Origin of the sequence: Pseudomonas phytophila (assembly GCF_025643095.1) — a bacterium.
Classification (GTDB): domain Bacteria; phylum Pseudomonadota; class Gammaproteobacteria; order Pseudomonadales; family Pseudomonadaceae; genus Aquipseudomonas; species Aquipseudomonas quasicaspiana.
This window is the reverse complement of the sequence record NZ_CP081201.1, coordinates 4306626-4331251: the sequence shown is the minus strand read 5'-3', so window position 1 is coordinate 4331251 and position 24626 is coordinate 4306626. Positions and strand designations below refer to the sequence as shown.

The 24626-nt window shown below is 59.3% G+C and carries 22 protein-coding genes; 7 read left to right on the top strand and 15 right to left on the bottom strand.

Annotated features, from left to right (window positions below; all coding sequences use genetic code 11):
* A complete protein-coding gene (locus tag K3169_RS19510) occupies positions 1 to 816 on the top strand; it encodes an ABC transporter ATP-binding protein (protein WP_122709101.1) in 816 nt (271 codons plus the stop codon).
* A gap of 204 nt (positions 817 to 1020) precedes the next feature.
* Here the strand turns inward: K3169_RS19510 and K3169_RS19505 are convergent, their stop codons facing one another.
* The 3 genes from K3169_RS19505 to K3169_RS19495 all read right to left on the bottom strand — a co-directional run bounded on the left by K3169_RS19505 (position 1021) and on the right by K3169_RS19495 (position 3655).
* A complete protein-coding gene (locus K3169_RS19505) occupies positions 1021 to 1734 on the bottom strand; it encodes an ABC transporter ATP-binding protein (protein WP_263267528.1) in 714 nt (237 codons plus the stop codon).
* Positions 1735 to 1736: 2 nt separating this feature from the next.
* Positions 1737 to 2570, bottom strand: a complete 834-nt coding sequence (locus K3169_RS19500; protein ID WP_263267526.1) for an ABC transporter permease — start codon at positions 2568 to 2570, stop codon at positions 1737 to 1739.
* 161 nt (positions 2571 to 2731) lie between these two features.
* Entirely contained in the window at positions 2732 to 3655 is a 924-nt protein-coding gene (locus tag K3169_RS19495) for an aliphatic sulfonate ABC transporter substrate-binding protein (protein WP_263272329.1), read from the bottom strand.
* Positions 3656 to 3883: 228 nt separating this feature from the next.
* Here K3169_RS19495 and K3169_RS19490 point away from each other — a divergent pair, with 228 nt between their 5' ends.
* The gene (locus K3169_RS19490; RefSeq protein WP_122708850.1) at positions 3884 to 4159 is read left to right on the top strand and encodes a hypothetical protein; all 276 of its coding nucleotides are present in this window, start codon (positions 3884 to 3886) and stop codon (positions 4157 to 4159) included.
* On the opposite strand, the gene K3169_RS19485 is transcribed toward K3169_RS19490, so the two are convergent.
* The 11 genes from K3169_RS19485 to K3169_RS19435 all read right to left on the bottom strand — a co-directional run bounded on the left by K3169_RS19485 (position 4156) and on the right by K3169_RS19435 (position 17597).
* The gene (locus K3169_RS19485) at positions 4156 to 5124 is read right to left on the bottom strand and encodes an aliphatic sulfonate ABC transporter substrate-binding protein (protein ID WP_099271068.1); all 969 of its coding nucleotides are present in this window, start codon (positions 5122 to 5124) and stop codon (positions 4156 to 4158) included. The two genes, K3169_RS19490 and K3169_RS19485, sit on opposite strands and share 4 nt — an antisense overlap.
* A 78-nt stretch (positions 5125 to 5202) precedes the next feature.
* On the bottom strand, positions 5203 to 6291 hold the full coding sequence (locus tag K3169_RS19480) for an LLM class flavin-dependent oxidoreductase (protein WP_099271067.1): 1089 nt from the start codon (positions 6289 to 6291) through the stop codon (positions 5203 to 5205).
* A 408-nt stretch (positions 6292 to 6699) separates the two neighbouring features.
* A complete protein-coding gene (tauD, locus tag K3169_RS19475; RefSeq protein ID WP_122708849.1) occupies positions 6700 to 7533 on the bottom strand; it encodes a taurine dioxygenase in 834 nt (277 codons plus the stop codon).
* A 128-nt stretch (positions 7534 to 7661) separates the two neighbouring features.
* Positions 7662 to 8498 carry a taurine ABC transporter permease TauC gene (tauC, locus tag K3169_RS19470; RefSeq protein ID WP_122708848.1) on the bottom strand — a complete coding sequence of 279 codons (837 nt, stop codon included), beginning with the start codon at positions 8496 to 8498 and terminating at the stop codon, positions 7662 to 7664.
* The gene (tauB, locus tag K3169_RS19465) at positions 8495 to 9286 is read right to left on the bottom strand and encodes a taurine ABC transporter ATP-binding subunit (protein WP_122708847.1); all 792 of its coding nucleotides are present in this window, start codon (positions 9284 to 9286) and stop codon (positions 8495 to 8497) included. Before tauB ends, tauC begins: the two co-directional genes overlap by 4 nt.
* A gap of 14 nt (positions 9287 to 9300) precedes the next feature.
* On the bottom strand, positions 9301 to 10278 hold the full coding sequence (gene tauA, locus K3169_RS19460; protein ID WP_027900643.1) for a taurine ABC transporter substrate-binding protein: 978 nt from the start codon (positions 10276 to 10278) through the stop codon (positions 9301 to 9303).
* A gap of 147 nt (positions 10279 to 10425) precedes the next feature.
* Positions 10426 to 11355 (bottom strand): sulfonate ABC transporter substrate-binding protein, encoded by a 930-nt coding sequence (locus tag K3169_RS19455; protein WP_263267523.1) that lies wholly within the window; start codon positions 11353 to 11355, stop codon positions 10426 to 10428.
* 160 nt (positions 11356 to 11515) lie between these two features.
* Complete coding sequence (gene mgrA, locus K3169_RS19450; RefSeq protein WP_231676705.1) at positions 11516 to 12553, bottom strand: L-glyceraldehyde 3-phosphate reductase; 1038 nt, start codon at positions 12551 to 12553, stop codon at positions 11516 to 11518.
* Positions 12550 to 13890 (bottom strand): alpha/beta hydrolase family protein, encoded by a 1341-nt coding sequence (locus K3169_RS19445; RefSeq protein ID WP_263267520.1) that lies wholly within the window; start codon positions 13888 to 13890, stop codon positions 12550 to 12552. Before K3169_RS19445 ends, mgrA begins: the two co-directional genes overlap by 4 nt.
* On the bottom strand, positions 13891 to 15228 hold the full coding sequence (locus K3169_RS19440) for an LLM class flavin-dependent oxidoreductase (protein ID WP_263267519.1): 1338 nt from the start codon (positions 15226 to 15228) through the stop codon (positions 13891 to 13893). It lies immediately after the preceding gene.
* Positions 15229 to 15368: 140 nt separating this feature from the next.
* Positions 15369 to 17597, bottom strand: coding sequence for a TonB-dependent receptor (locus K3169_RS19435; RefSeq protein ID WP_263267518.1), 2229 nt, complete (start codon positions 17595 to 17597; stop codon positions 15369 to 15371).
* 217 nt (positions 17598 to 17814) lie between these two features.
* Between K3169_RS19435 and K3169_RS19430 the strand changes: the two genes are divergently transcribed.
* From K3169_RS19430 to K3169_RS19410, 5 genes are all read left to right on the top strand, one after another.
* A complete protein-coding gene (locus tag K3169_RS19430) occupies positions 17815 to 18861 on the top strand; it encodes a LacI family DNA-binding transcriptional regulator (protein WP_263267516.1) in 1047 nt (348 codons plus the stop codon).
* A 170-nt stretch (positions 18862 to 19031) separates the two neighbouring features.
* Complete coding sequence (locus K3169_RS19425) at positions 19032 to 20090, top strand: IS110 family transposase (RefSeq protein ID WP_231678247.1); 1059 nt, start codon at positions 19032 to 19034, stop codon at positions 20088 to 20090.
* Between the two features lie 555 nt (positions 20091 to 20645).
* Complete coding sequence (locus K3169_RS19420; RefSeq protein ID WP_263267515.1) at positions 20646 to 21464, top strand: energy transducer TonB; 819 nt, start codon at positions 20646 to 20648, stop codon at positions 21462 to 21464.
* Positions 21465 to 21587: 123 nt separating this feature from the next.
* Positions 21588 to 22313 (top strand): MotA/TolQ/ExbB proton channel family protein, encoded by a 726-nt coding sequence (locus K3169_RS19415; RefSeq protein WP_027902822.1) that lies wholly within the window; start codon positions 21588 to 21590, stop codon positions 22311 to 22313.
* Between the two features lies 1 nt (position 22314).
* Positions 22315 to 22716 (top strand): ExbD/TolR family protein, encoded by a 402-nt coding sequence (locus tag K3169_RS19410; protein ID WP_027902823.1) that lies wholly within the window; start codon positions 22315 to 22317, stop codon positions 22714 to 22716.
* 499 nt (positions 22717 to 23215) lie between these two features.
* Here K3169_RS19410 and K3169_RS19405 read toward each other — a convergent pair whose 3' ends face one another.
* On the bottom strand, positions 23216 to 24625 hold the full coding sequence (locus K3169_RS19405; RefSeq protein ID WP_263267513.1) for an efflux transporter outer membrane subunit: 1410 nt from the start codon (positions 24623 to 24625) through the stop codon (positions 23216 to 23218).
* Position 24626 lies beyond the last annotated feature (1 nt).

The following is a 24626-nucleotide window of genomic DNA, read 5'->3' as shown; positions in this document are numbered from 1 at the left end:
ATGGCTGCTCTGGATGTTTTGCATTCCCATCAAACCCCTTTACCGGCGAAAGAGCCTGCGCCGGTACAACTGCGTAATGTGGTCCGTCAGTTCGGTCAGCAGAAGGTGATCGACGAGCTGAATCTGGACATCGCGCCGGGTGAGTTCGTCGCGTTGCTGGGGGCCAGTGGCTCGGGCAAAACTACCTTGTTACGGGCGCTGGCCGGGCTGGACTCCATCGACAGCGGTCAATTGCGGGTTCCCTTGGCACGGGCGGCGGTGTTTCAGGAGCCACGGTTGATGCCGTGGAAAAACGCCTGGAAAAACGTCGTGCTCGGTCTGGATATCAAAAATCCACATGCCCGAGCCCTCGAGGCGCTGAATGAGGTGGGGCTGGCCCATCGGATCAATGCTTATCCGGCGACCCTATCAGGTGGTGAAGCTCAGCGGGTTGCACTGGCCCGGGGGCTGGTGCGCGAGCCCAGGTTGCTGTTGCTCGATGAACCGTTCGCGGCGCTGGATGCGCTGACCCGGATTCGCATGCATCAAATGATCATTGAACTATGGCGCAAACACACCCCGGCGGTGTTGCTGGTCACGCATGACGTGGACGAAGCGATTCTGCTGGCTGATCGGGTGATCGTGCTGGAGCAGGGGAAGATCGCCGCAGAAGTACGCATCGACCTGCAGCGTCAGCGCAGCACCGGACAGGCCGGGTTTCAGGCGATTCGTGCGCGGTTGCTGGGCTTGCTGGGTGTGGACAGCGCGGCGGTTCATGACGCGGTAGAAGCGCCCGCGGTGCAGGATAATCTGCGCCGGTTTGCGAATGTCCGGTGAGCCTTTCAATGCTGGATTTGTGAATGAAAACCCTTTGTATGTGGGCTATTTTTGACTGCAAACACAAATCCTGTGGGAGCGAATTCATTCGCGAAGGGGCCGGTAAATCCACAGCCTTTGTATCGTCTGAAATACCGCCTTCCCGAATGAATTCGGTCCCACAGGTTTTGCACAGGCTTGCAACAGGGTGGTGTTAGCTCAATCTCAAATCACATGCGCCTGCTGCAACTCTGTCAGCGACAGCGCTTTGAGGTTCGCCAACATGGCATCCCGCCGATCCCTCGGGTGCGCCAGTTCCACGGCCAGCTCCTGACGAATATTGCCCGGCCGGTTGCCCATCACCAGAACCCGATCACTCAGGTACAGCGCTTCATCCACGTCATGGGTCACCAGCAACAGGGCGATGGCGTGCCGTTGGGCGAGCTGCAGCAGCAAATCCTGAAGCTTCATCCGGGTAAAGGCGTCCACCGCGCTGAACGGCTCGTCCAGCAGCAGGACTTTGGGATGCGAGTACAGCCCGCGGGCAATGGCCACGCGTTGCGCCATCCCGCCGGACAGCGCCTTGGGCAGGGCATCGGCAAACCCCGTCAAACCGACTTCTTCGATCAGCCGGGTGACCCAGGCCTTGTCGTAATGCTTGTCGTCGCTGAAACCGATGTTCTGCTCCACCGTCAGCCACGGCATCAGGCGCGGTTCCTGGAACACAAACGCCACTTCGTCGGCGGTGCGGTTCAACTCGCCCTGATAGTCTTTTTCCAGCCCGGCGACGATCCGTAAAAGTGTGCTCTTGCCGCAGCCACTGGGTCCCAGCAGGCTGATGACTTCCCGGTCGTGCAATCGCACATGCACGTTGTGCAGCACGGTGGTGCTGCCGAACGACTTGCGGTGCACGTTGATATCCAACAGGACTTCGCTCATCTCTATTCTCCTGTGCCCTGGCCACTGAACGTGTCGCGCCAGGCCAGAAAGCGCTTTTCCAGACCGGCCAGAATGCCGTCGCTGATCTTGCCGAGCACCGCCAACACGATAATGGCTGCCAGCACGATGTCAGGCCGCGAGGTTTCCCGGCCGTCGCTGAGCAGGTAGCCGAGGCCTTTGGTGGCCGCTATCAACTCTGCGGCGACGAGAAACATCCATGCCAGGCTCATGCCGCTGCGCAAGCCGGTGAACAGGCCGGGCAGGGCGGCGGGTAACAGAATGCGGCGAGTCAGCCGACCCCGACTGAAGCCATACATCTGGCCGACTTCCACGAGCTTGCGATCAATATTGCGAATCGCGGCCACGCCGTTGAGGTACACAGGAAAGAACGCGCCGATTGCGATCAGGACAATTTTCGAGGTTTCGTCGATGCCCAGCCATAACAGCAGCAGCGGCACCCAGGCCAGGCTGGGGATCGAGCGTAGACCTGCGAACGTGGGTTCCAGATAGGCTTCGGCTTCACGGCTCAGGCCGACCCAGGCAGCGAAGATCAATGCCAGGCCGGTGCCGATGGCGAAGCCGATCAACACCCGCAACAGGCTCGCGCTGATGTGTTTCCACAATGGTCCGTCAGCGAGGTCGCCCAGGGTCAGAGCGATCTCGCTGGGTGCGGGCATCTGATAAGACGGCAGCCAGCCGATGCGCACGATGATCTCGAGAAATACGATGATCAGTAGCGGCAGCACCAGGCCCTTGCCACGCCGCTTCCATGCAGCGCCGGAGGACGGAGTGGGCAGCGCGAGCGGCGCTGGCAGGTCTTTGCTTTTGCTGTTCATGGGTAATCTCATTAGGCAGCGCATAACTATTTGAATCATGGAGATCTTTGCGGGAGCTGGGCTTGCCCGCGATAAGGCTGGACGCGATTTACTTTAGATCGTGTCCAGCCTTATCGCGGGCAAGCCCGGCTCCCACAAGGGGAATGAAGCAGCTCTGGGTTTTACTTACTCGCCGTCAACGTCTTGCTGAAAGCAGGATCGATCAGTTGATCGATAACCTGGTCAACATTGACACCACGGCGAACCAGTTCTTCTGATACCAGAATCGGCGCTGCGCCCTTGGACGAGGCGACATCCTTGCCACTCAATTGCGGGGTGCTCAGGTCGGTGCGGGTCAATTGCAGCTTGGCAACGTCCAGCGGCAACCCTGATTCCCTGGCCAGCAATTCAGCCAGTTCGTCCGGGTGCTTGACCGACCATTCGCGGGCTTTTTCGTAGGCGCTCAGAACGGTTTCGATGGTCTGCGGATGTTCCTTCGCAAACTTCTCGGTGACGCTCAGCACGCCATAGCTGTTGAAGTCCTTATTGCGGTACAGCAGGCGCGAACCGGCCTGGACTTCGCTGGCAGCCATGTGTGGATCAAGACCGGCCCACGCGTCCACATCACCTTTCTCCAGTGCGGTACGGCCATCCGGATGCTGCAAGTGCACCAGTTCCACGTCGTCTTTTTTCAGACCCGCCTGCTGCAGGGCGCGCAAGGTGAACAGATACGGATCGGTGCCTTTGGTGGCGGCGATTTTCTTGCCTTTCAGATCGGCGATGGTCTTGTACGGCGAATCCTTGCGTACCAGCAATGCGGTCCATTCGGCGCGGCTGTAGACGTAAACTGACTTGATCGGGCTGCCGTTGGCGCGGCTGAGCACAGCGGCCAGACTGGCCGAGGACGCGAAGTCGACGCCACCGCTGTTCAGGTATTCCAGCGATCGATTACTGCCCTGGCTCAACACCCAGCCCACTTTGCTGTCTGGAAGGGCTTTTTCCAGCCAGCCGAAATGCTTGAGCACCAGGCTTACTGGCGAGTAATAGGCGTAATCCAGCTTCACTTCCGCCGGGGCGGTTTCTGCCGCGAAGGCTAAGGGATTCATGCCCAGAGCCAGCACGCCGGCGCCGATCAACAGCTTCACGCAAGTAAAGGAAAACAGGGTTTTAGCGTTCATTTGGAACAGCTCCAGGCAAGGCGATGGCAGAGTTTTTTCTTATTCACAAAAATGGCAGTCAGCTGATTGGCTTCCTGCTTAAAAGGAATATTGCAGGCTCTGTGCCAAAGGGGCGGGAGTTGAAATACAGGGGCTGGGAAGGGGAGGAGCACGGGTTTGCTGTCGGTGGAGGAACAGTCTGTTGGGCGACTGTTGCTGGGGCAACATTTTGCGGTGGTGAAGGACGATGGCCATTTTGGCTGTCATGCATTTTCTGCAGGGGCTGCTGTGTCCATGGCACTGCGCTGTTTTGCAGCAAACAGGGCCTGTAGGAGCGCGCTTGCCCGCGATAGCTTTACCACATTCGATACATTACTGGCCGTGGTGACGCTATCGCGGGCAAGCGCGCTCCTACAGATAAAAAGCATTCCAATCAGTGTGTTGGGTATTTAAGGCTTCCAGATCTCCACATCCTTGGCATCCACTGCTTTTGGCAGCAATCCTGCTGCAAAGAACGCGTCGGCGATTTTCTGTTGTTCGCCCAGTTGGTCTGCCTTCACCGGGCGCACTTCATACGTGCGGTGGCTGTTGGCGATTTCTACCGTGGCCGGATCAAGGTTGCCCCACAGCGGGCCGAGCAGGGCAGCGGCTTCTTTCGGATTGCCTTTGACCCAGTGACCGGCTTTCTGCAGTTGATCGAACACCAGCTTGAGCACCTCCGGATGGGCCTTTGCGTACGGCGTACTGGTCAGGTAGTAGCGCTTGTAACTGGCCAGGCCGGTGCCGTCCGCCAGGGTGCGGGTGGGCAACTGGCGCTGCACGCTGGTCAGGAAGGGTTCCCAGGTCACCCAGGCATCAACCTTGTTGTTTTCGAACGCGGCACGGCCATCTGCAGGCGTCAGGTAAGCAGGCTGGATATCGGAGAACTTCAAGCCGCCTTTGGTCAGTGCTGCGATCAACAAATAGTGAGTACCGGCAGCTTTTGTTACAGCGACTTTCTTGCCTTTCAGGTCCGCCAGTTCCTTGATGGGCGAATCCTTTGGCACCACGATCGCCTGGGCGGAAGGCGACGGCGTCTCTTCGGCGAAGTAGGTCAGTCGGGCCTGAGCTGCCTGAGCAAAGATCGGCACGGTATCGGCGACATCGGCGCTGATATCGACGTTGCCGATATTCAACGATTCCAGTAACGGCAAACCGCTGGGGAATTCATGCCAGCTGACGTCGATGTTTGCATCGTTCAGGGCCTTTTCCAGCGTGCCCTGGGTTTTCAATACGGTGATCAGCGTTGAGGACTTCTGATAACCGATACGCACGGTTTCACGGGCTTGGGCAGGCAGCATCAGCGTCCATGCTGCAGCAATGGCCAGGCCCGCAAGCAGTGGGCGACGCAGGCGAATGTTCAATAGCGGTTTCGACATGGCACTCTCGAAGACAGATAAGTATTTGCAGACGAAGAAGAGGGCGCTATTGCGCCCTCTGGAAGTTTTGCAGCGTCATCAGGCGACTTTCTCCTGAGCCTCCCGCTCGCGCTTGGCGACCAGCTCGCGAGTCAGCGGAATGAGTTTCCTGCCGTAGTCGATGGCGTCGTCCAGTGGGTCGAAACCGCGAATCAGGAAGGTGGTGATGCCCAGGTCGTAGTAATCCAGCAATGCCTCTGCGACCTGCTCTGGCGTGCCGACCAGTGACGTCGAGTTGCCCTGCGCGCCTAGTAACCCGGCGATGCCTGTCCACAAGCGTTTGTCCAGGCGCGAACCTTGCGCCGCTGCCGCCAGCAGGCGACGCGAACCTTCGTTCGGCGGCTCGCGACGCACAAAACCATTACCTTCTGCGATGGCTTTGGCGCGCTCTAGAATGCTGTCGGCACGGGCCCAGGCTTTCTCTTCGGTTTCCGCCAGGATAGGGCGAAGGGACAGGCTGAATCGCACGGTCCGGCCATGTTTCGCCGCTTCGGCGCGGACTTCCTTGACGACCGCGCGGACCTGCTCGTAAGTCTCGCCCCACAGTGCATAGACATCAGCGTGCTTGCCTGCCACGGCGATGGCCGCAGGCGAAGAGCCGCCGAAATACACCGGGATGTGCGGCTGTTGCGGGGACTTCACTAGCGAGTGCGCGCCTTCAAACTGGTAGTACTCGCCTTTGTGGTCGAACGGCTTTTCGCTGGTCCATTCCTGACGCACGATGCCCAGGTATTCATCGGTGCGGGCATAGCGCTCGTCCTTGCCGATATGGCTGCCGTCGGCGCGCAACTCCTTGTCGTCGCCACCGGTGATGATGTGGATCGCCGTGCGCCCGCCGTTGAACACATCAAGCGTTGCAAACTGACGCGCCGCCACGGTTGGCGATATAAAGCCAGGCCGGTGGGCGATCAGGAATTTGAGTTTTGTCGTGACGCTGGATGCGTGGGCGGCAACGAAGGCGCTGTCCGGGCTGTTGGAGTGGTAAGCCACCAGCGCGCGATCAAAACCAGCGTCTTCATGAGCCTTGGCAACTTTCGCCACATACTCGGGCTGGATGGTCGGGCCGCTGCGCGGGTGGATTTCCGAGCCGGGTTGGGTGGCGATGTAGCCGATGAATTCGATGCTCATGAACAGCTCCTTCTTGTATTCATACCGTATAGGGGGGAAAGCTCGGGTTGGGTTATCCCGAAAACTGAATCCGTACCTGCAACATATGGCTATAGATGTGAGCTGTGAAATTCTATTTTGACCTAAGTTTATTATAAAAATATTGCATGTATTGTGCGCTCCATAATTCGAGTTTATAAAGTCGATCAACGGCCTCGAATGTGCCGAACTGCAATGCTTTCTCTGTGGGCAAATCAGTGTTTTCCGGCAAGTGCAAATTCCCGGTGGGAGCGAATTTATTCGCGAACGGGCAGGTAAATCCTCAGCCAATCTATCGCCTGAAATAATGAATTCCCGAATGAATTCGGTCCCACAGTCCAACACGAACTTGAGAGCCGGTTCGACCTCTCCTGGCGTTCGATTCCCCGCTCAAACCGGCACATCACCCAGGATCGTCGCCCGGTGCATGACCCGGCGCTGCGGCCGGTAGTCGTCCACCGCGTAATGCTGAGTGACGCGGTTGTCCCAGAAGGCCACGTCATCGGCCTGCCAGCGCCAGCGAATGGTGAACTCCGGGCGGGTCGCGTGGCTGAACAGAAAGGTCAGAATCGCCGCACTTTCTGTTTCACTCAGCTCGTTGATACGCGAGGTGAAACCATCGTTGACGAACAGCGACTTGCGACCACTGACTGGGTGCGTGCGAATTACCGGGTGCGAGATCGGCGGGTACTGACGGCGGGTCTGTTCCCAGCGGGCGATGTCTTCAGGTGTGGTGCCGAAGCGAGCCAGCGGAAACGAGCGGGTGAAATCATGCGTCGCGGTCAGGCCTTCGAGTAGCGTTTTCAGGGGCTGTGACAACGCTTCGTAGGCTGCTATGCCGCTGGCCCACAACGTATCACCACCGTATTCCGGCAGATGTTTTGCGCTGAGCACTGCACCCATTGCCGGTTTCGGCAGGAACGTCACATCGGTATGCCAGATGGCGTTGTCACGCACATCGGTGACTGCTGTGTCGAGGATCAATACCTCGGGTTGTTCCGGCACGTTCGGGTAGATCGGATGGATATGCAGATCCCCGAAACTGGCAGCGAATCGCGCCTGTTGTCTGGGTATCAGTGGCTGATTGCGAAAGAACAGCACCTGATGTTTGAGCAACGCCTGCTCGATGGCATCGCGTTGTTCGTGGGTCAGCTCCTGACTCAGATCAATGCCGCTGATCTGTGCGCCGAGCTCAGGGCTTAGGGGGGAGATCTGGATGGGCATGATTAGACTCGGTTTGATTGGGCTAGAGCTATTTCTGTAGAAGCCAACTTGTTGGCGAGGCGGTGTGTCAGGTACACCGCTTCGCCAACAAGTTGGCTCCTACAGTGGGCAGTGGACTCTCTGGAATCTCAATGACTCTGCCCATGCCACGGCACCAGCTTGCGCTGCAGGGCTCGCAAACCCATTTCCATGGCAAAGGCGATCAGGGCGATGACCAGGATTCCCAGTACCACCACATCGGTCACCAGGAACTGCGCCGCAGACTGAACCATGAACCCCAAGCCGCTGGTCGCGGCGATCAGTTCTGCAGCGACCAGGGTCGACCAGCCGACACCCAGCCCGATGCGCACGCCGGTAAGAATTTCCGGCAGCGCGCTGGGCAGGATCACGTGGCGAATCAGCTGCCAGCGAGTGGCACCCAACGATTGCGCAGCACGCAATTTCGTCGGGTCAACGGTGCGCACGCCGGTCGCGGTGGATATGGCGATGGGGGCGAAAATCGCCAGGTAGATCAGAAGCACTTTGGAGAACTCGCCGATGCCGCACCAGATCACGATCAGCGGCAAATACGCCAGCGGCGGGATAGGGCGATAGAACTCGATCAGCGGGTCGAAAATACCTCGCGCGATGCGGTTGTGCCCGATGGCGATACCCACCGGAATGGCCGTGAGTACGGCGACCAACAGCGCCAGGCCGATGCGCTGCAAACTCGCGGCCAGGTGCTGCCAGAGTGTGGAGTCCATGTAGCCGCTGGTCATCAGCAGCCAAGCTTTTTCCAGCACAGCCGAAGGCGGTGGCAGGAACAGCGGTTCGATCAACTGGGCGGCAGTCACCGCCCACCACGCGGCCAACAGCACTACTAGCGTCAGCACGCTGATTGCGCGGGTGCCGAGGCTCCAGCGCACCGGAGTGGCGCCTGGTTTATCGGTTGCAGTCGCGGTGTTCTGCAATTCATAGCTGCTCATGCGTGTTGCTCCCGAGAGACTCCGCGCTGGGAAAACACGCTGGCCAGGACATGCTCCCGGGTGTCGATAAACCGTGGGTCAGACTTGATCGAACGGGCCGACTCCCCAGCGGCATAACGTTGTCCGAAATCCAGTTGCAGACGTTCGGCGATACGCCCCGGATTCGGTGCCAACAGAATCAGGTCGGTAGCGAGAAAAACCGCTTCTTCAATGTCGTGGGTGATCAGGAACACCGGCTTGGCAGTACGCTGCCAGACTTGCAGCAGCAACTCCTGCATCTGTTCGCGAGTGAACGCATCCAGTGCGCCAAACGGCTCATCCATCAGCAGTACGCGGGGATCAGCCGCCAGCGCTCGGGCCAGACCAACACGCTGCTTCTGACCGCCGGACAGTTGCCAGATCTGGCGCTGATCGAAACCGGCGAGGTCCACCAGTGCGAGCATCTCTCTGGCCTTGGCTTCACGCTGGTCGCGGGGTACGCCGGCCAGTTGCAGGCCGAAGGCGACGTTGGTCAACACGTTCTGCCAAGGCAGTAATGCATCGTCCTGAAACACCACGCCGCGCTCGGCGCTGGGGCCGTTTACCGTGACCCCGTCGAGGCTGATGTTGCCAGCACTGGGCGGCACGAAACCGGCAATCAGATTCAGCAGGGAGGTTTTGCCACTCCCCGATGGACCCAACGCCACCAGCAATTGCTGCGGGCCGAGGCTGAGGGAAATATCCGCCAGCACCGGCTCGGTCGCGCCGGGATACTGTGCGCTGATGCGCTCCAGTTTGAGCAACGCCATGGGGTGAACTCCGCTTACTGGGTGATGAATTGGTTGCTGACGTAAGGCGCGTAATCAGCCAGCACTGCATCGACCTTGCCTTGCTCCTTGAGGAACGCAGCGGTCTTGGTCACGGCGTCGATGGTTGGCGCGCCAAGCAGGGCGCTTTGATCCGCCGCCAGTGGGTAGACGTTGCCTTGCAGCAGGCCGGGAATATCCGAAGTTTTCGCGCCCGAGAGCTTCACCAGTTTGTCGACGTTGCTGGATTTTGCCAGCCAGGCGGCCGGGTCCTTGCGGTAGTCGGCATAGGCGTCGAGGGTGACTTTGGCGAAGGATTTGACGATTTCAGGGTGCTTGTCGGCGAAGTCCTTGCGCACGATCCAGGCGTCAAAGGTCGGTGCGCCGACCTTGGCCAGTTCACCTGAGGTGATCAGCACTTTGCCGGTTTCCTTGGCAACACCCAGCGCCGGGTCCCAAACGTAGGTGGCGTCGATGTCACCGCGTTTCCAGGCGGCGGCGATCGCAGGTGGCGCGAGGTTGAGAATGGTGACTTTCGACGGGTCGATATTCCAGTGCTTCAACGCAGCCAGCAGGCTGTAGTGACCCGTGGACACGAACGGCACGGCGATTTTCTTACCTATCAGATCCTGAGGTGAATTGATCCCCGAACCGTTGCGAGCAACCAATGCTTCAGCGGCACCGATCTGCGTCGCGATCAAAAACGTTTCCACCGGCAGCTTGCGGGTCGCAGCTGCGGTGAAAGGGCTGGAGCCGAGGTAGCCGATCTGCACATCACCGGAGGCAATTGCAGTGATTACGTCGGCACCGTTTTCGAATTTACGCCAGGAAATCTTCGAGTCGGTTGCTTTCTCGTAGGCGTTATCCGCCTGGGCGACTTTGGCCGGGTCGACGGTGGTCTGATAGGCGACTGTGAAGTCTGCGGCTTGAGCCAGATACGAAGCGCCAGTCAGCGACAGCGCCACCAGGAGGCGAAGAGGGAAGTGCAGTTTCATCATGAAGCTCCGAATCAGGCTGGCCGGGGACTGGCTGAAGCAGGAGACTAAATGATCTAAGAAACTCTAAATAAATAACTTTTTTGCATTAGCTTATGAGCGATTTCGTTGAGGGATCGCCCATGGTTCTTCCCTTGAATCAGGGCGTTATTTCCAGACGGCTTCCTGGACATTAATCTTCTTTGGCAGCAGTTTGTTCTGGAAGAACAGATCCGCCGTCGCCTGTTGCGCGGCGATGATGTTGGCGTCCACCGGCAGGATCGGCGACGGCGGCCGGTTGTCCAGGTAGCGGGTGATCACCGGTTCCGGCAGCCCCATGGAGCTGGTCAAAATGTCGATGCTTTGTTGACGCTGGCTGCGGGTCAGGGCTTCGGCGGCGGTGAGTTCATCAAGCACTGCATGAACAAAGTCCGGGTGCTGTGTGGCGTAGTCGCGACGTGCGCTGTAGATCGGCCCGGACAAACCCAGCCCGGTACCGTCGGCCAGCAGACGGCTGTGGCCTTCGATCAGGGCCAGCGAGGCGTAAGGGTCCCAGATTGCCCAGGCATCGACGCTGCCTTGTTCGAAGGCGGCACGGGCGTCGGCGGGGGTGAGGTAAATCGGCTGGATGTCCTTGAAGGTCAACCCGGCTTTGTTCAGCGCACGCAGCAAGACGTTGTTGGAACTGGAGCCTTTCTGGAAGGCGACTTTCTTGCCTTTCAGGTCAGCGACGTTTTGCAGTGGGCTGTCCTTGCGCACCAGGATGGTTTCTGCGGCGGGCTTGGCGGGTTCGGCACCGACGTAGACCAGATCAGCCCCGGCCGCCTGAGCAAACAGCGGCGGGATATCGCCGGTGGAACCTAAATCCAGTGCGCCGATGTTGAGCGCCTCAAGCATTTGAGGACCCGCCGGGAATTCTATCCATTGAATTTTGGTGTCGTCGAAGCGTTTTTCCAGCAGGCCTTTTTCCTTGGCAATCACCAGGGCGATGGAGCCTTTCTGGTAGCCCACTCGCAGGGTCTGTGGGTCTGCCGCCAGGGCAGAGTGGGCCGATGCAAGGCCAAGGAGGCCTGCGAAGAGGAGTGCTATGGATTTCATGAGGGCTCGCTATCTAACAACAAAATTTACGATGGGTGACGTTCCCTGTTGGAGAGAGTAGGCGGCAATCCGACTTGCCCGCGAACCGGTCGACTCGGTAAGTCAGACAATCCGCGTCATCGTTCTTCGCGGGCAAGCCTCGCTCCAACAGAATTGGATTTCACTCCGCCAACGACGGTTTCTCCCAGAGGTTGATACCGCCTTCCTGGGCGAAGCGGTCGATTTCGGTCAGTTCTTCCTGACTGAACTTGAGGTTCTTCAGTGCTTCGACGTTCTCGACGATTTGCTCCGGACGGCTCGCACCAATCAGGGCCGAGGTCACGCGCGGGTCGCGCAGGGTCCACGCCAGGGCCATTTGCGCAAGGCTCTGGCCGCGACGTTTGGCGATCTCGTTCAAGGCGCGAACGTGAGCGATATTGGCTTCGGACAAGTGCGACGCCTGCAACGAACCGCCCCCCGGACGGTTGACCCGGGCATCCTGCGGCACACCGTTGAGGTACTTGTCGGTCAGCAAACCCTGGGCCAGTGCGGTAAAGACGATCACTCCGGCGCCCAGCTCATCGGTGGTGTCCAGCAAGTCCTTTTCTACCCAGCGATTGAGCAGGTTGTAGGCCGGCTGGTGAATCAACAACGGCACTTTCCACTCTTTCAGCAGCGCGGCGATTTCACGGGTTTTACTGCCGGAGTATGAGGAAATGCCGATGTACAGCGCCTTACCCTGTTGCACGGCAGTGGCCAGGGCGCTGGCGGTTTCTTCCAGTGGCGTGTCCGGGTCGAAGCGATGCGAGTAGAAGATATCCACGTAATCCAGGCCCATGCGCTGCAGGCTCTGATCGAGGCTGGCCAGCACGTATTTGCGCGAGCCACCACCTTGCCCGTAAGGGCCGGGCCACATGTCCCAACCGGCTTTGGTGGAGATGATCAGCTCATCGCGATACTGCTTGAAGTCCTCCTGGAACAGCTTGCCGAAATTAGTCTCGGCGCTGCCATAGGGTGGGCCATAGTTGTTGGCCAGATCGAAGTGATTGATGCCCAGATCGAACGCCGTGCGCAGCATGGCGCGTTGGGTGTCGAGCGGCGTGCTGTCGCCAAAGTTATGCCAAAGGCCCAGCGACAGCGCAGGCAGGACCAGCCCACTGCGGCCGGTGCGGCGATAGGGGATTTTTTCGTAGCGATTTTCGGCAGCGGTATAAGTCATTGTGGGTCTCGTTGGGTAGTCGAAGACGGGGTCGCTTGCGCTGGCCAGTGATAGAATTCCAGGCCCAGAGCGCTGCGATTCTTGAAGCCTTTCCAGTAACTGTGATCAGGTTTTTCGCGTCCGGTTTCGTCTTTCGACCATTTGCCGTCGGCGGCCCGTGGCACCAGAGTCAGCCACGGCTGGCGATCGACGCTTTTGAGCTGCTGATCGAGAAAGGCCAGGACAAAGTGCTGGTTGATGTTGTTGATGCGACTGCTGTCCCAGACCGGCTCAGCATAGGCGGAAAAGTCGTCGGGGTGACTGCTCGCGGCTGCAGGCGGGGGATTGGGCGCAATGTTATGCCGTGCGTTTTCGTAAACCAGCAGGTAGCGGTCAGCGTTTTTCGCCCCTTCCGCCAGGCGTCTGACCCCGTCAGCGTAACCGGCGACATCGTCCTGATCGCCTGCGATGAACAGGCTGGGCACGCGCAGGCCCGCCAGCCCTTTTTCGTCCATCAGGCCTTGCTGGCCACCCCATGGCGCGAAGGCGATCAGCGCTTTGATGCGGGTGTCTCTTTTAGCCTCGAAATCCGGATTGCCCGCTTGTCTGGCCTGCAAAGCCGTGCCGGGGACAAAGCGTAAAGCCGCAGCACCGGTACCGACGCCCGCTGCATTCAGCACGCCGTAGCCGCCCATGGAATAGCCGAGCAGCGCGGTGTGGCTGACGTCTATTTTTCCGGCGAAAGGGTTACCGTTGCCCGACTTCGCCCAGTCCGTGATCTGGTCCAGTACAAACAGAATATCCAGAGGGCGGTTGAGCAGGGTGCTGGCGAAACCGGCCCGGTCGGCGCGGGTGGATTCCGTGTGATCAATAGCGACGACGAAATAGCCGTGGGAGGCGAGGAACTCGGTCAGGTAACTCATCTGCAGGCGTGAGCCCGGATAACCGTGGGACACGATCACCAGCGGAAACGCTTTGTCCTTGAGCGGCTGCGCATCGCGGGCAGCGCGGCCTTCGAACGTGAACGGAGTATTGGGCCGGGCCGGGTTGTTGGCGCCTGCGCCCAGCACATCGGTGTACCTGCTCAGCTCGGCCTGGCCGTTTTTCAGTTGCGCGGGATACCAGACTTCCAGACGCAGCGGCCGGTCGTAACGCGGATTGCTGTCCGTGCTGGTCGCCGCGAGGATATTGAGTTGATCGCGGTGAACCACATCAACAGTGCGTACGCCCACTTGATAAGCGCCGCGTGCGGCCAGTTCAGGCGCATCCGGGCGCGGGTCGCCATTGAGCGCGAATGCGCTGCACGACAGGCTCCATACCAGCAGCAGGCTGGCGACTCTCAAGGGATTGCAGTTCACTCAGAATCCTCCGGAAAAACGATGACGTGGCCGTTGCAGGCCGAGGTTCTCCCGCAACGTGCTGCCGCTGTACTCGGTGCGGAACAGCCCACGACGTTGTAGTTCAGGCACCACGTAACGAGCAACGTCTTCAAGACCGCCGGGCAGGTGCGGCACCAACACATTGAAGCCGTCGGCAGCGCGTTCTTCGAACCAGGCTTGCAGTTGGTCAGCGATTTGCGTCGGGGTGCCGATCAGGCTGTAGTGACCACGTCCTCCGGCAATGCGCCGGCCCAGTTGAGCAAGGGTCAGGTTTTCATCCCTGGACAGCTGGGTCAGCAGCTTCTGGCGGCTTTGCTGCCCGCTGTCGGTCAACGGTAGCGGCGGCAGCGGTTCGTCGAGGGCGTAAGCGGACAGATCGAAATTGCCCAGCATCCGGCCCAGCAAGGCGACACCGACTTGCGGTTCTACCAGTTCCTGAAATGCTTCGAATTTTTCCCTGGCAAGGGCTTCACTGTCGCCCACTACAACAAGCACGCCAGGCATGATTTTCAGGCTGTCAGGATCACGGTCGAAGCGTGCCATGCGGCCTTTGATATCGGCATAGAACGCTTGGGCATTGGCCAGCGAGGTTTGAGCAGTGAACACCACTTCGGCGGTTTCAGCCGCCAGTTCACGACCCACTTCGGAAGAGCCCGCCTGCACGATCACCGGTTGGCCCTGAGGTGAGCGGGCGACGTTCAGCGGGCCTTTGACCCGGAAGTGTTCGCCCTGATGATCCAGCACATGCAGCTTGGCCGGGTCGTAATACTCGCCGCTGGCCTTGTCACGCACGAAGGCATCGTCTTCCCAACTGTCCCATAGGCCGGTCACCACATGATGAAACTCGCGCGTGCGGCTGTAGCGTTCAGCGTGACCGATGTGTTCGTCCCGGCCGAAATTCTGTGCTTCGGCGGCAGCGTCTGAGGTCACCAGATTCCAGCCCGCACGGCCACCAGACAGATGATCCAGCGACGCGAACTTACGCGCCACGTGGTACGGCTCGTTGTAACTGGTGGTGGCGGTGCAGATCAGGCCGATGTGCTCGGTGACTGCGCTCAGCGCTGACATCAATGTCAGCGGTTCAAAATGATCGGAGCGCGCCATGTGACTGGCGCTGGCGCCTGTTGCGGCAGCCACGCTGTCAGCGACGAACAGAGCGTCGAATTTCGCTGCTTCGGCCACTTGGGCCAAATGTTTGTAATGCTTGAAATCCAGCCCGGCGTTGGCCGGTACGTCCGGATGACGCCAGGCCGCCACATGGTGCCCGGTGGCCATGAGAAAGGCGCCGAGTTTGAGTTGACGTGGAGTGTTGCTCATGTGTGTTCCTTGTGAGTGCGTCACAACCTGTTGGAGCGAGGCTTGCCCGCGAATGAGCCGACGCGGATAGTCAGGCAATCCTCTTTATCGTTCTTCGCGGGCAAGCCTCGCTCCAACAGGAGTTGGATGGTCTTGAAAAATCAAAAATCCTTACGCAACTGCACCCCAAAATACCGCTCATCATCGCGCGGTACCGCGCGGGTGATGTAGTTGCCGGTAGCGGCCAGGCCGGGCGAATAGGATTTGTCTGCCAGGTTCTTGGCCAGTAGCGCCACGCGCCAACCCTTGTTGTAGTCGGCCAGTGCGACGCTGGCGTTCCAGATGCCGTAGGCACCTTGCACAGTGTCCGGGTTTTGAGTGATGTCGTACTGCACTTCGCTCTGCCAGCTGTAATCCGTGCCCAGTTCAACATCCAGGCCATTGTCCAGCGGGATGCTGTAGTCAGCCCGCACGTAGCTTTTCCAGTCCGGAGAGAAGGGCAGGGTTTTGCCGTCAACGTTGCACGATGCCGCCGCGCCCGCCGGGCATGAGAAGGTATCAATACGGGCCCTGGTGTAAGCCACTGCGCCGGAAAGCTTGAGGTTTTGCGTGGCTTGCAAGGCGAAGTCGGCTTCCACGCCCTCGGTGGAAACACTGCCCGCGTTGATCAGTCGCGTGACTACGCTGCCGGCCACGGTATCGAGGAAGTTCGCCTGATAGTTGTCGTAGTCGCTGTGGAATACCGCCAGGTTGGTGACCAGACGATTGTTCCAGCTGGTGGCCTTGACGCCCAGTTCCCAGGTATTGGAAGTCTCTGGTTTGAGCGCGTCAGTATCACGCGGCTGCATATTGAAGAACACGTTATAGGCCGGGCCTTTATAACCGCGCGAGTAGGTCAGGTAGGTCATGACGTTGTCGGTCAGGTCGTATTGCAGACCCAGACGCCCTGACCAGCCATCTTCATCCACCGAACCGGAACTGCTGGTGCCGGGGTTGATGCCTGCCACTGCGGTAGGCGAGGTCGAAACCCGGCGATGATCGTATTCCAGTTCGTCGTGGGTCCAGCGCAAACCGGCGATCCCGCGGAAGGCCGGGGTGAAGTTCAGCGTGCTTTCGCCAAACACCGAATAGCTGTCGCTGGTCGTCCCATAATCGGCGACACCCACGGCGCTGGCGGTTGGCGTGACCAGCGTGCGGCGATAGGTCTCTTCATCCTTGCCATGCATGTAATACAGGCCACCGACGTACTCCAGAAACTGACCTTTTGGCGAGGCCAGACGCAGTTCCTGCGAGTACTGATTGAAGTCCAGGTCGCCCTTGTCTTCAGTACCGGGGAATGCCGCCGTGATGTTCGACAAGCGATCGCCATCCTGCCATTGAGTGTTGTTCCAGCCGCGCCAGGCGGTGATCGAAGTCAGGGTGTAGTCACCCAGATTCCAGTCCAGCTGGGCCGACAATCCCTTGTTGATGTCTTCAACGTGACTGCGGTAATCGCTGACGATGTCACGGTTATGGTCGCTGGCGCGTACCGGCGCCAGAGCACCGGCAAACGCCGGGTTCAGCGTGGAACTGACTACCCCGTTCGGCGCGTCATCATGGGACTGCATGTAGTCGGCGATCACGGTCAGTTTGACGTCATCGTTGGGCGTGAATTCCAGCTTGCCGCGCGCGCCCTTGCGGTTATAACCGTTGACCTCCTGACCGTTGGCCTTGTTGTCGACGTTGCCGTCATAGCTGCCGAACAGGGTCGTGATCGAAGCTTTGAGGGTATCCGGGATCAGGCTGCCGCCGATGCCGAAACGGGTACGGCTTTCGTTGCCGCTGTAGTACGACTGATCGATGTAACCATGGGTTTGTTCAGTGGGTGCCTTGCTGATCACGTTAAGTACGCCCGCTGAAGCGTTCTTGCCGAACAGTGTGCCTTGCGGGCCGCGCAGCACTTCGATGCGATCCAGATCGAGCAAGTCCAGCGTCGCCTGACCAGGCCTGGCGTAAACCACGCCGTCGACCACCGTCGCAACCGTCGGCTCGACGCCGGGTGAGGTGGAAATGGTGCCCACACCACGAACGAACAACGAGGTGTCCTTGTTCGATGCGCCGGTGCGGAAGTTCAGGCTGGGGATCTGCTGGACGATGCTGGATACGCCGTTACGGTTATCGCGCTCCAGCTGTTCGCCTTCAACCACAGAGACCGCCACCGGTACTTTCTGCAGCGATTCTTCGCGGCGGGTGGCCGTTACCGTCACCGCTTGCAGGGTTGCGGTCTGGCCGTCGGTATTGGTCGTGTTGCTGTCGGCGGCGAGGCCTTGTAGTGAAGTCAGTGCCAGTGCTGCTGCGATGGCCTGCGCCAGGCGCGCCGGTTTGATGATGTCCCCAGAGGTGTGTTGCATGTTCGATGCTCGCTTGAGATATGCCCTGACTGCCGTGACTCTTCGGTCACTGCTCCTGATGTAGGCGTTGGCTGTGTTCCGGCGGCATTCGCTCAAGCGAGTAGCTGACAAGATCATTCCGTTAGCGCTAACATCGTCAGTATCAGTAAAGACTGGATAGATCGTCCAATACTCAAAAATTACTTTTATATTCCTTTTTGTTAGAAGGGCATCAGCCTTGAGCGATCAGAAAAGTCCGCCCCGCAAACGCCGTGGGGCAGGGCGCATCACGCTGGATACGGTGGCTAAACACGTCGGTGTTTCGACGATGACGGTCTCGCGTTATTTCAATCAGCCGGATCAGGTCTCGGACGAGCACCGCGAGCGTATTGCGGCCGCAGTGGCGGAGCTGGGTTATGTACCCAATCTGGTGGCGGGCGGTCTGGCGTCGGCCCGCGGGCGAATCGTCGGCATGGTAGTGCCGAACATCTCCGGACCGATCTTCGCCAGCACCATTCAGGGCTTCAGCGACACGCTCACGCGGCACGGATATCAGTTGCTTTTGGCATCGAGTTATTTCTCTGCGGAGCAGGAGGAGAGCGCTGTTCGCGCCTTTCTCGGTTGGTCACCCGCAGCACTGGTAGTGACCAGCCATTTTCACAGCGTGGGCACCGAGAAAATGCTGGCTGACACGGACATTCCACTGGTGGAAACCTGGGATTACCAGCCGGATCGTGCGCCGATCCAGATTGGTTTTTCCCACTACGAAGTGGGTGTCACCGCTGCGCGTTACCTGCACGGCAAGGGTTACCGAAGGATTGCTTTCGTGCAGAACAGCGCGGCGGGTGACTTCAGTGCCATCGAGCGCCGCGACGGCTGCGCGGCGACGCTGATCGAGCTGGGGGTGACGCCGATCCTGTTTACGCCGGACCCCGATCGCGCGCCGTTTGAGGCAGGTAAACAGGCGATGCAGGCGTTGATGAGCGCGGCTGAAAAACCCGATGCGATTGTCTTCGCCAATGACAACCTGGCGGCGGGCGGCCTCCTGGCGGGGCAACGCGCAGGGCTGCGTATTCCGCAGGATTGTGCAGTGCTGGGGTTTGGTGATTACGCCTTTGCCGAGATGCTGCTGCCCAGTTTGAGCACGATCAAGCCTCCTGCACTGGAGATCGGTGTGCTGGCCGCCACACGGCTGTTGCAGAGTCTTGGAGTGGTCGAGCTGGAAGGGGAGTTGCAGCGCTTGAATCTGCTCAAGTGTGAAGTGATTGAGCGGGAGAGTACGTGATTCCGGTTTTGCCCAGCTCCCACGGTTTCTGCGCCATCTCGTAATTGGATGGACTCGCCCAAGCCGAGGCGTCAGTAGCGCCACGGTGGCATTCTTAAGAAGCCAACGACAGCGAGGGCGAGTCCATGAAAAAGCATACGATCAAAAGTAACGCTTTGTCTTCAGCCGATGTGTCGGCTTGTTCAACAGTGGCTGTAGATCTTGCCAAGAACGTATTCCAGATAGCCGGAGAAGACGCCCTTGGTCAGGTCATTTACGAAGAGCGAATCAAGTCACGCGAAGCCTTTGTAGCCTTTTTACAAAAACTGCCGTCAAGCGTGACGGTGCTGATGGAAACCGGCCCTGGCGCACAGGCTTGGGCGCAGTTGCTGCAAGCTCAGGGCAATCAGGCGCGAATTTTACCGGCGCAACATGTCGCCAATCATCGCAGCGGCGCCAAGAATGACCGCAACGATGTCCTGGCGATATTGCGCTCGGGACGAGATGTAAACATTGCTTCAGTGCCCGTCAAAAGTAACGCGCAATTGGCCATGCAGGCCCTGCATCGTGTTCGGCAAGGGTATGTAAAGCGGCGCACCGCAATGGGTAATCAGATACGTGGGTTGCTGCTGGAACAAGGCATTGCCATGGCGCAAGGGGCGGTGGCCCTAAGCCGAAATGTCCCACGCATACTGGAAGACGCAACCCAGCCATTGCCAGATATGTTGCGCGAGTTGGTCGACGAACTGCTGGGCGAATGGAGTCAGCTGGGTGAACGTATCGACGTGCTGACGGGGCGTCTGGAAGCTGCCGCGCGCGAAGACAAGACAGCAAAGCGCCTGATGACAGTACGTGGCATCGGTCCTGTCATCGCTACAGCGCTACTGGCCAAGCAAACTGAACCTGGGCGCTTCGCCAATGCACGAATGTTCGCAGCCTACTTCGGTACGGTTCCTGAGCAAAACAGCAGCGGACAAAAAGTTCGGCTGGGCAAAATTTGCAAACGCGGTGATGGCTACATTCGCAGCCTTTCAATTCAGGGAGCGCACGCTGTGTTAAGGCAGGTGCGGCCTGACTCTGAACATCCGGATGATCGCCGTTTGAGACGCTGGTTAAGCCAGCATGGTCAAAAGGGAGCCGCCGTCAGATTGGCCAACCGAAACCTGCGAATCGTCTGGGTGCTGCTGCAAAACGATCAGACCTATAGTCGCCAGCCAGCGGGTTGCCAGGAGGCGACGATGAATCATTGAAAAAACAGAGTTCTGCCACCGGGGTGCTGGGTCACCTCAACCGCTGCTTAAGAACATTGACCCTTGGTCAGACCGTCGTGGATAGATGCCTACGGTCCTACTGGCCCTTTTGAGGCCTTATCGTAATTGGCATACCGCGAGCTCACCCAATGTTGGCCAGAAGCTAACGATGCTTCCTCGAATAGGCCTTATACATAGATGCAACCGGGTAGCAGTGTTCAAAAAGCGGGTTGAAAGTAGGGGCGAGTCCATACATAGGACCGGCTTTAGCCGGGAGGGCGTCCGGATAGCTGCTGAATTTTCTTCAGCAGAAACGCCGCTCTCCCGGCTAAAGCCGGTCCTACAAGATCAAGATCAAGCTTGCAGGCAAACATAAATCTCCCCAGATGGGCATTCACAACTTGAAATTATGGGTTATGCAATTAACGAATAACCATCTGAGAAAATATTCTTTTAAGAAATATATCGGCTCGTGGATTATTTAACTCAAGCGTCGTCGCAGAGCCATCCGCTCTGCCTCGGGCTTTTCATTTGAAGGTTTTGCAGGAGCAGACAATGGGCAATGTCCAAAGCGCCAGCGCACTTGATGTGCTGTGGCGTCCGGCACCGGGCGGCGAACTGCTCGATCTGGGGCGCGTTTATCGCGGTCCCTTGGCGCTGTCGCGTCTGCACAGCACGCCGAAACGGATTTTGAGCCGTCGTGAGGCCGTGTTGCTGGGAGTATTCGCCTTGGTGTTGCACGGCGCGGTCATTTACTGGGTCAACCAGAATCCGCCAGCGCCGCTGCCGGTAGCGCCACCCGAAGTTCCACCTATGACCATCGAGTTTTCTCAACCTGCGCCGCCGGTTGTCGAGACTCCACCACCGCCGCCCGAGCCCATCGTGCAACCGGTGGTTCAAGAACCGCCACCGCCAGTGGAAGACGAACTCGCGGTCAAACCGCCACCGCCCAAGCCTGTTCCAAAGCCTAAGCCAGTGGTCAAACCTGTGCCCAAGCCGGTCGCCAAACCCGTGGATCAACCGCCAGCACCACCGGCACCGCCGCAACCGGTTGCAGCACCTGCGCCGCCCGCGCCACCTGCACCAAAACCGGTAACGCCTGCATCTGCCAACGCCGGTTACCTGAAAAATCCGGCCCCGGAATACCCGGCTCTGGCCATGCGTCGCGGTTGGGAAGGCACGGTGTTGCTGCGCGTGCAGGTACTGGCCAGCGGCAAACCGGGTGAGATTCAACTGCAAAAAAGTAGCGGACGCGATCAGCTTGACGACGCGGCGCTGGCAGCGGTTAAACGCTGGAGTTTCGTACCGGCCAAGCAGGGCGATGTCGCCCAGGACGGTTGGGTCAGCGTGCCCATCGATTTCAAGATTCGCTGATTATTCCAGTCAGGATTCGGTCACTACCCGACCAGAGTCCAGACATCAGATTGACCTCGCGAGCTACCTGAACAAAAGGCGCATCGCTACACCACACATGCCTTGTTCAGAGAGAGCCGTGCCATGAACCTACTTGCTTCCCCTTTCGAATCCGTCGAGCACGCCGTCATCTGGCTGCTGGTCCTGTTTTCCGTTGCCACCTGGGGCCTGGCCCTGCTCAAGGGCGTTCAGTTCACCCGCCTGAAGAATCAGGACCGCAAATTCCACAAGCAATTCTGGGCTGCATCGAGCCTTGATTCCGCCGCGCAACTGGCTCAGGAACAACCGGGTGCCGCCGCTCGTGTGGCGTTGGCCGGTTATGCCGCGATTCAGGTACCGGATGGCGCGCAAGCCACTGACCTGAGTCAGGCGATCAATCATCAGGACCGCCTGGAACGCGCCTTGCGTCAGCAGATCGTTCGGGAGCGCCGCTCGCTGGAAACCGGTCTGGCGGTGGTTGCCAGTATCGGCAGCACCTCGCCCTTTATCGGTCTGTTCGGCACGGTCTGGGGCATCATGTCAGCCTTGAAAGGCATCAGTGCGGCGGGGTCGGCGAGCCTCGAAACGGTTGCCGGTCCGATTGGCGCAGCACTGGTCGCCACCGGTGTGGGTATCGCGGTCGCGGTGCCTGCGGTGCTAGTTTACAACTACTTCCTGCGTCGCCTCAAGCTGACGGCTGCTGATCTGGATGACTTCGCTCACGACTTCTACAGCCTGGCCCAGAAGAACTCGTTCCGCGTGTTGCTGCACCCTGTTTTGAACAAGCACGCTGCACCGACAGTTGGCCAGAAAGTGCAGGAGGCATCCTGAGATGGCGTTCTCCACACAAGACAGCGATGAAGTCCTGAGCGAGATCAACGTCACGCCGCTGGTGGACGTGATGCTGGTGCTGCTGGTGGTGTTCATCGTCACTGCGCCGCTGCTGACCAACTCGATCCCGATCAATTTGCCGAAGACCGAGTCGGTTGCCCCGGTAGAGCAGAAAGACCCGCTGGTGGTGAGCATCGACGGGCAGGGCAAACTGTTCATCAACAAGGATGAAATCCAGCCGGATCTGCTGGAAACCAACCTCAAGGCCGCCAGGGAAAAAGCCCCCGATGTACGCGTGCAATTGCAGGCTGACGATGGTGTGAACTACGGGGAAGTGGCGCGCGCCATGGCGTCCATCGAGCGGGCAGGGATTACCAAATTGTCGGTGATTACAGCCAAGTGATGAGCTGAAAGCGACTCAAAAACTTCGTTGTTTTTACAGGCTGTTCCTTTGGCATGAGGGCAGCCTGTTTTTTTATCTGAATTGCGCCGATCCCTGTGGGAGATTCTATGTTTGCTTGCAATCCCGTAGGACCGGCTTTAGCCGGGAGAGCGGTATTTCTGACGAAGAGTATGTAGTGAATGTCCCGACGCCCTCCCGGCTAAAGCGGAACGCCGCCCGGCCGGTCCTACGGATAGCGCGATCGCCTGTGGGAGCGTGGCTTGCCCGCGAAGAACGATAACGCGGTATGCCTGATCCACCGCAGTGCCTGAATCGCGGGCAAGCGCGCTCCTACGGATTCGGCGATCGTCTGTGGGAGATTCTATGTTTGCTTGCAACCCCGTAGAACCGGCTTTAGCCGGGAGAGGGCCAGTACATCCGGAGATTATCTTTCGTCCGGAATAAAGTCCTCCCGGCTGAAGCCAGTCCTACGGAATGTTTGGTAGCGCGCAATTGCGTTTCACCCCTTTGGCCAACCACCGCCCAGTGCGCGGTACAGCCTGACGCGGTCAATCGCCGCCGCCGTCGCGCTGTCCACCAGAGCACTTTGGGTGTCCAGCAATGCCCGTTGCACATTCAGCACGTTGATGAAGTCCGCCGCGCCCTGGGTGTAGCGGTCGCGAGCGGTGCTCAGGGCGATGTTGTTCTGGCTGACGGCCTCCTGCAGGGCGCTGTGCTTCTGCTTCTCTGCGGCATAGTCCGTCATGGCGTTATCGACTTCATGCCAGGCGCCGAGCACAACACGCTGATAATTCAACGCTGCTTCCTGTTCTTGGCGTTTACGCAGTTCCAGAGTGCCGGTCAGGCGGCCGCCCTGAAAGATCGGCAGGTACAGGCTTGGGCCATAGGTCCATTGGCGAGAGCTCCACGCCCCCACATCCGAACCGTCCCGCGCTTGCGTACCGAAGCTGGCGCCAAGGCTGATCCGTGGATAAAAGTCAGCTTGCGCAACGCCAATGGCCGCCGTGGCCCGGTGCAGGGCGGCCTCGCTTTGCTGGATATCCGGGCGCCGCTGGGCCAGTTCCGAAGGCAGACCCAGCGGCACGTCAGGTGCCGGATGAGGAATGCTTTTCGGTTCGAGCAGTTCAGCGCTCAACGCACGAGGTGGTTCGGCGAGCAGATAACTCAGGGCGTTGATCAGGCGATCCTGTTCGGCACCCAGGGTTGGAATCACTGCCTCGATGGTCGCCACTTGAGCAGCCGCGTTGGAGGTGTCGAGATTGGTAGTCACGCCATTGTCGAAACGGGCCTGAGTCAACTGTCGGCTTTGCTTGGCGATCTCCAGGTTCTGCCGGGCTACACCGAGCTTGGCCTGCACGCCGCGCAGACGAATGTAATCGGTGGCGGTCTCGGCGGCGATGCTCAACAGCACGCCGTCGCGCTGGGCCTGGGTCAGCTCGATTTCCGCATCGGCGGCTTCGACGTTGCGCCGTACATGCCCCCACAGGTCAAGCTCCCAACTGGCGTCCAGCGTGGCGCTCCACAGTTCAAACGGGGCCTGGCCTTGTTCGCCGGAAGGATCATTAAGGCCTTCGGCACTGTTGCGTGCACGACGGTAACTGCCATTGGCGGCAACACCGGGTAATTGCTGGCTGCCGGTTACCTGACGCATGACCCGGCTTTGTTCCAGGCGATTACTGGCGGCGCGCACGTCGAGATTGGCCTTGGCAGAGCGCTCCACCAGTGCGGTCAATTGCGGGTCGCCCAGTTGCTGCCACCACTGGCTGTCAGCAGGGCTGCCCGGTGCCGTACCGGGGCGGACGTTGGTCTGCCAGGTCTGCGGCAGTTGCGCTTGCGGGCGTTGAAAGTCCGGGCCGACCGAGCAGGCACCGAGGCTGACCATGGCGGCGAACAGCAGGCAACGTTTCATC

What these genes read in the sequence shown, in the direction of transcription:
- tauD (WP_122708849.1), bottom strand. Translation starts at nt 7,533, where the DNA reads ATGCCCATCCAGATCTCCCCCCTAAGCCCTGAGCTCGGCGCACAGATC.
- K3169_RS19405 (WP_263267513.1), bottom strand. Translation starts at nt 24,625, where the DNA reads ATGAAACGTTGCCTGCTGTTCGCCGCCATGGTCAGCCTCGGTGCCTGC.
- K3169_RS19415 (WP_027902822.1), top strand. Translation starts at nt 21,588, where the DNA reads ATGAACCTACTTGCTTCCCCTTTCGAATCCGTCGAGCACGCCGTCATC.
- tauC (WP_122708848.1), bottom strand. Translation starts at nt 8,498, where the DNA reads ATGAGCAGCTATGAATTGCAGAACACCGCGACTGCAACCGATAAACCA.
- K3169_RS19485 (WP_099271068.1), bottom strand. Translation starts at nt 5,124, where the DNA reads ATGTCGAAACCGCTATTGAACATTCGCCTGCGTCGCCCACTGCTTGCG.
- K3169_RS19455 (WP_263267523.1), bottom strand. Translation starts at nt 11,355, where the DNA reads ATGAAATCCATAGCACTCCTCTTCGCAGGCCTCCTTGGCCTTGCATCG.
- K3169_RS19480 (WP_099271067.1), bottom strand. Translation starts at nt 6,291, where the DNA reads ATGAGCATCGAATTCATCGGCTACATCGCCACCCAACCCGGCTCGGAA.
- K3169_RS19505 (WP_263267528.1), bottom strand. Translation starts at nt 1,734, where the DNA reads ATGAGCGAAGTCCTGTTGGATATCAACGTGCACCGCAAGTCGTTCGGC.
- K3169_RS19440 (WP_263267519.1), bottom strand. Translation starts at nt 15,228, where the DNA reads ATGAGCAACACTCCACGTCAACTCAAACTCGGCGCCTTTCTCATGGCC.
- K3169_RS19510 (WP_122709101.1), top strand. Translation starts at nt 1, where the DNA reads ATGGCTGCTCTGGATGTTTTGCATTCCCATCAAACCCCTTTACCGGCG.
- tauA (WP_027900643.1), bottom strand. Translation starts at nt 10,278, where the DNA reads ATGAAACTGCACTTCCCTCTTCGCCTCCTGGTGGCGCTGTCGCTGACT.
- tauB (WP_122708847.1), bottom strand. Translation starts at nt 9,286, where the DNA reads ATGGCGTTGCTCAAACTGGAGCGCATCAGCGCACAGTATCCCGGCGCG.
- K3169_RS19495 (WP_263272329.1), bottom strand. Translation starts at nt 3,655, where the DNA reads ATGAATCCCTTAGCCTTCGCGGCAGAAACCGCCCCGGCGGAAGTGAAG.
- K3169_RS19420 (WP_263267515.1), top strand. Translation starts at nt 20,646, where the DNA reads ATGGGCAATGTCCAAAGCGCCAGCGCACTTGATGTGCTGTGGCGTCCG.
- K3169_RS19500 (WP_263267526.1), bottom strand. Translation starts at nt 2,570, where the DNA reads ATGAACAGCAAAAGCAAAGACCTGCCAGCGCCGCTCGCGCTGCCCACT.
- K3169_RS19410 (WP_027902823.1), top strand. Translation starts at nt 22,315, where the DNA reads ATGGCGTTCTCCACACAAGACAGCGATGAAGTCCTGAGCGAGATCAAC.
- K3169_RS19435 (WP_263267518.1), bottom strand. Translation starts at nt 17,597, where the DNA reads ATGCAACACACCTCTGGGGACATCATCAAACCGGCGCGCCTGGCGCAG.
- mgrA (WP_231676705.1), bottom strand. Translation starts at nt 12,553, where the DNA reads ATGACTTATACCGCTGCCGAAAATCGCTACGAAAAAATCCCCTATCGC.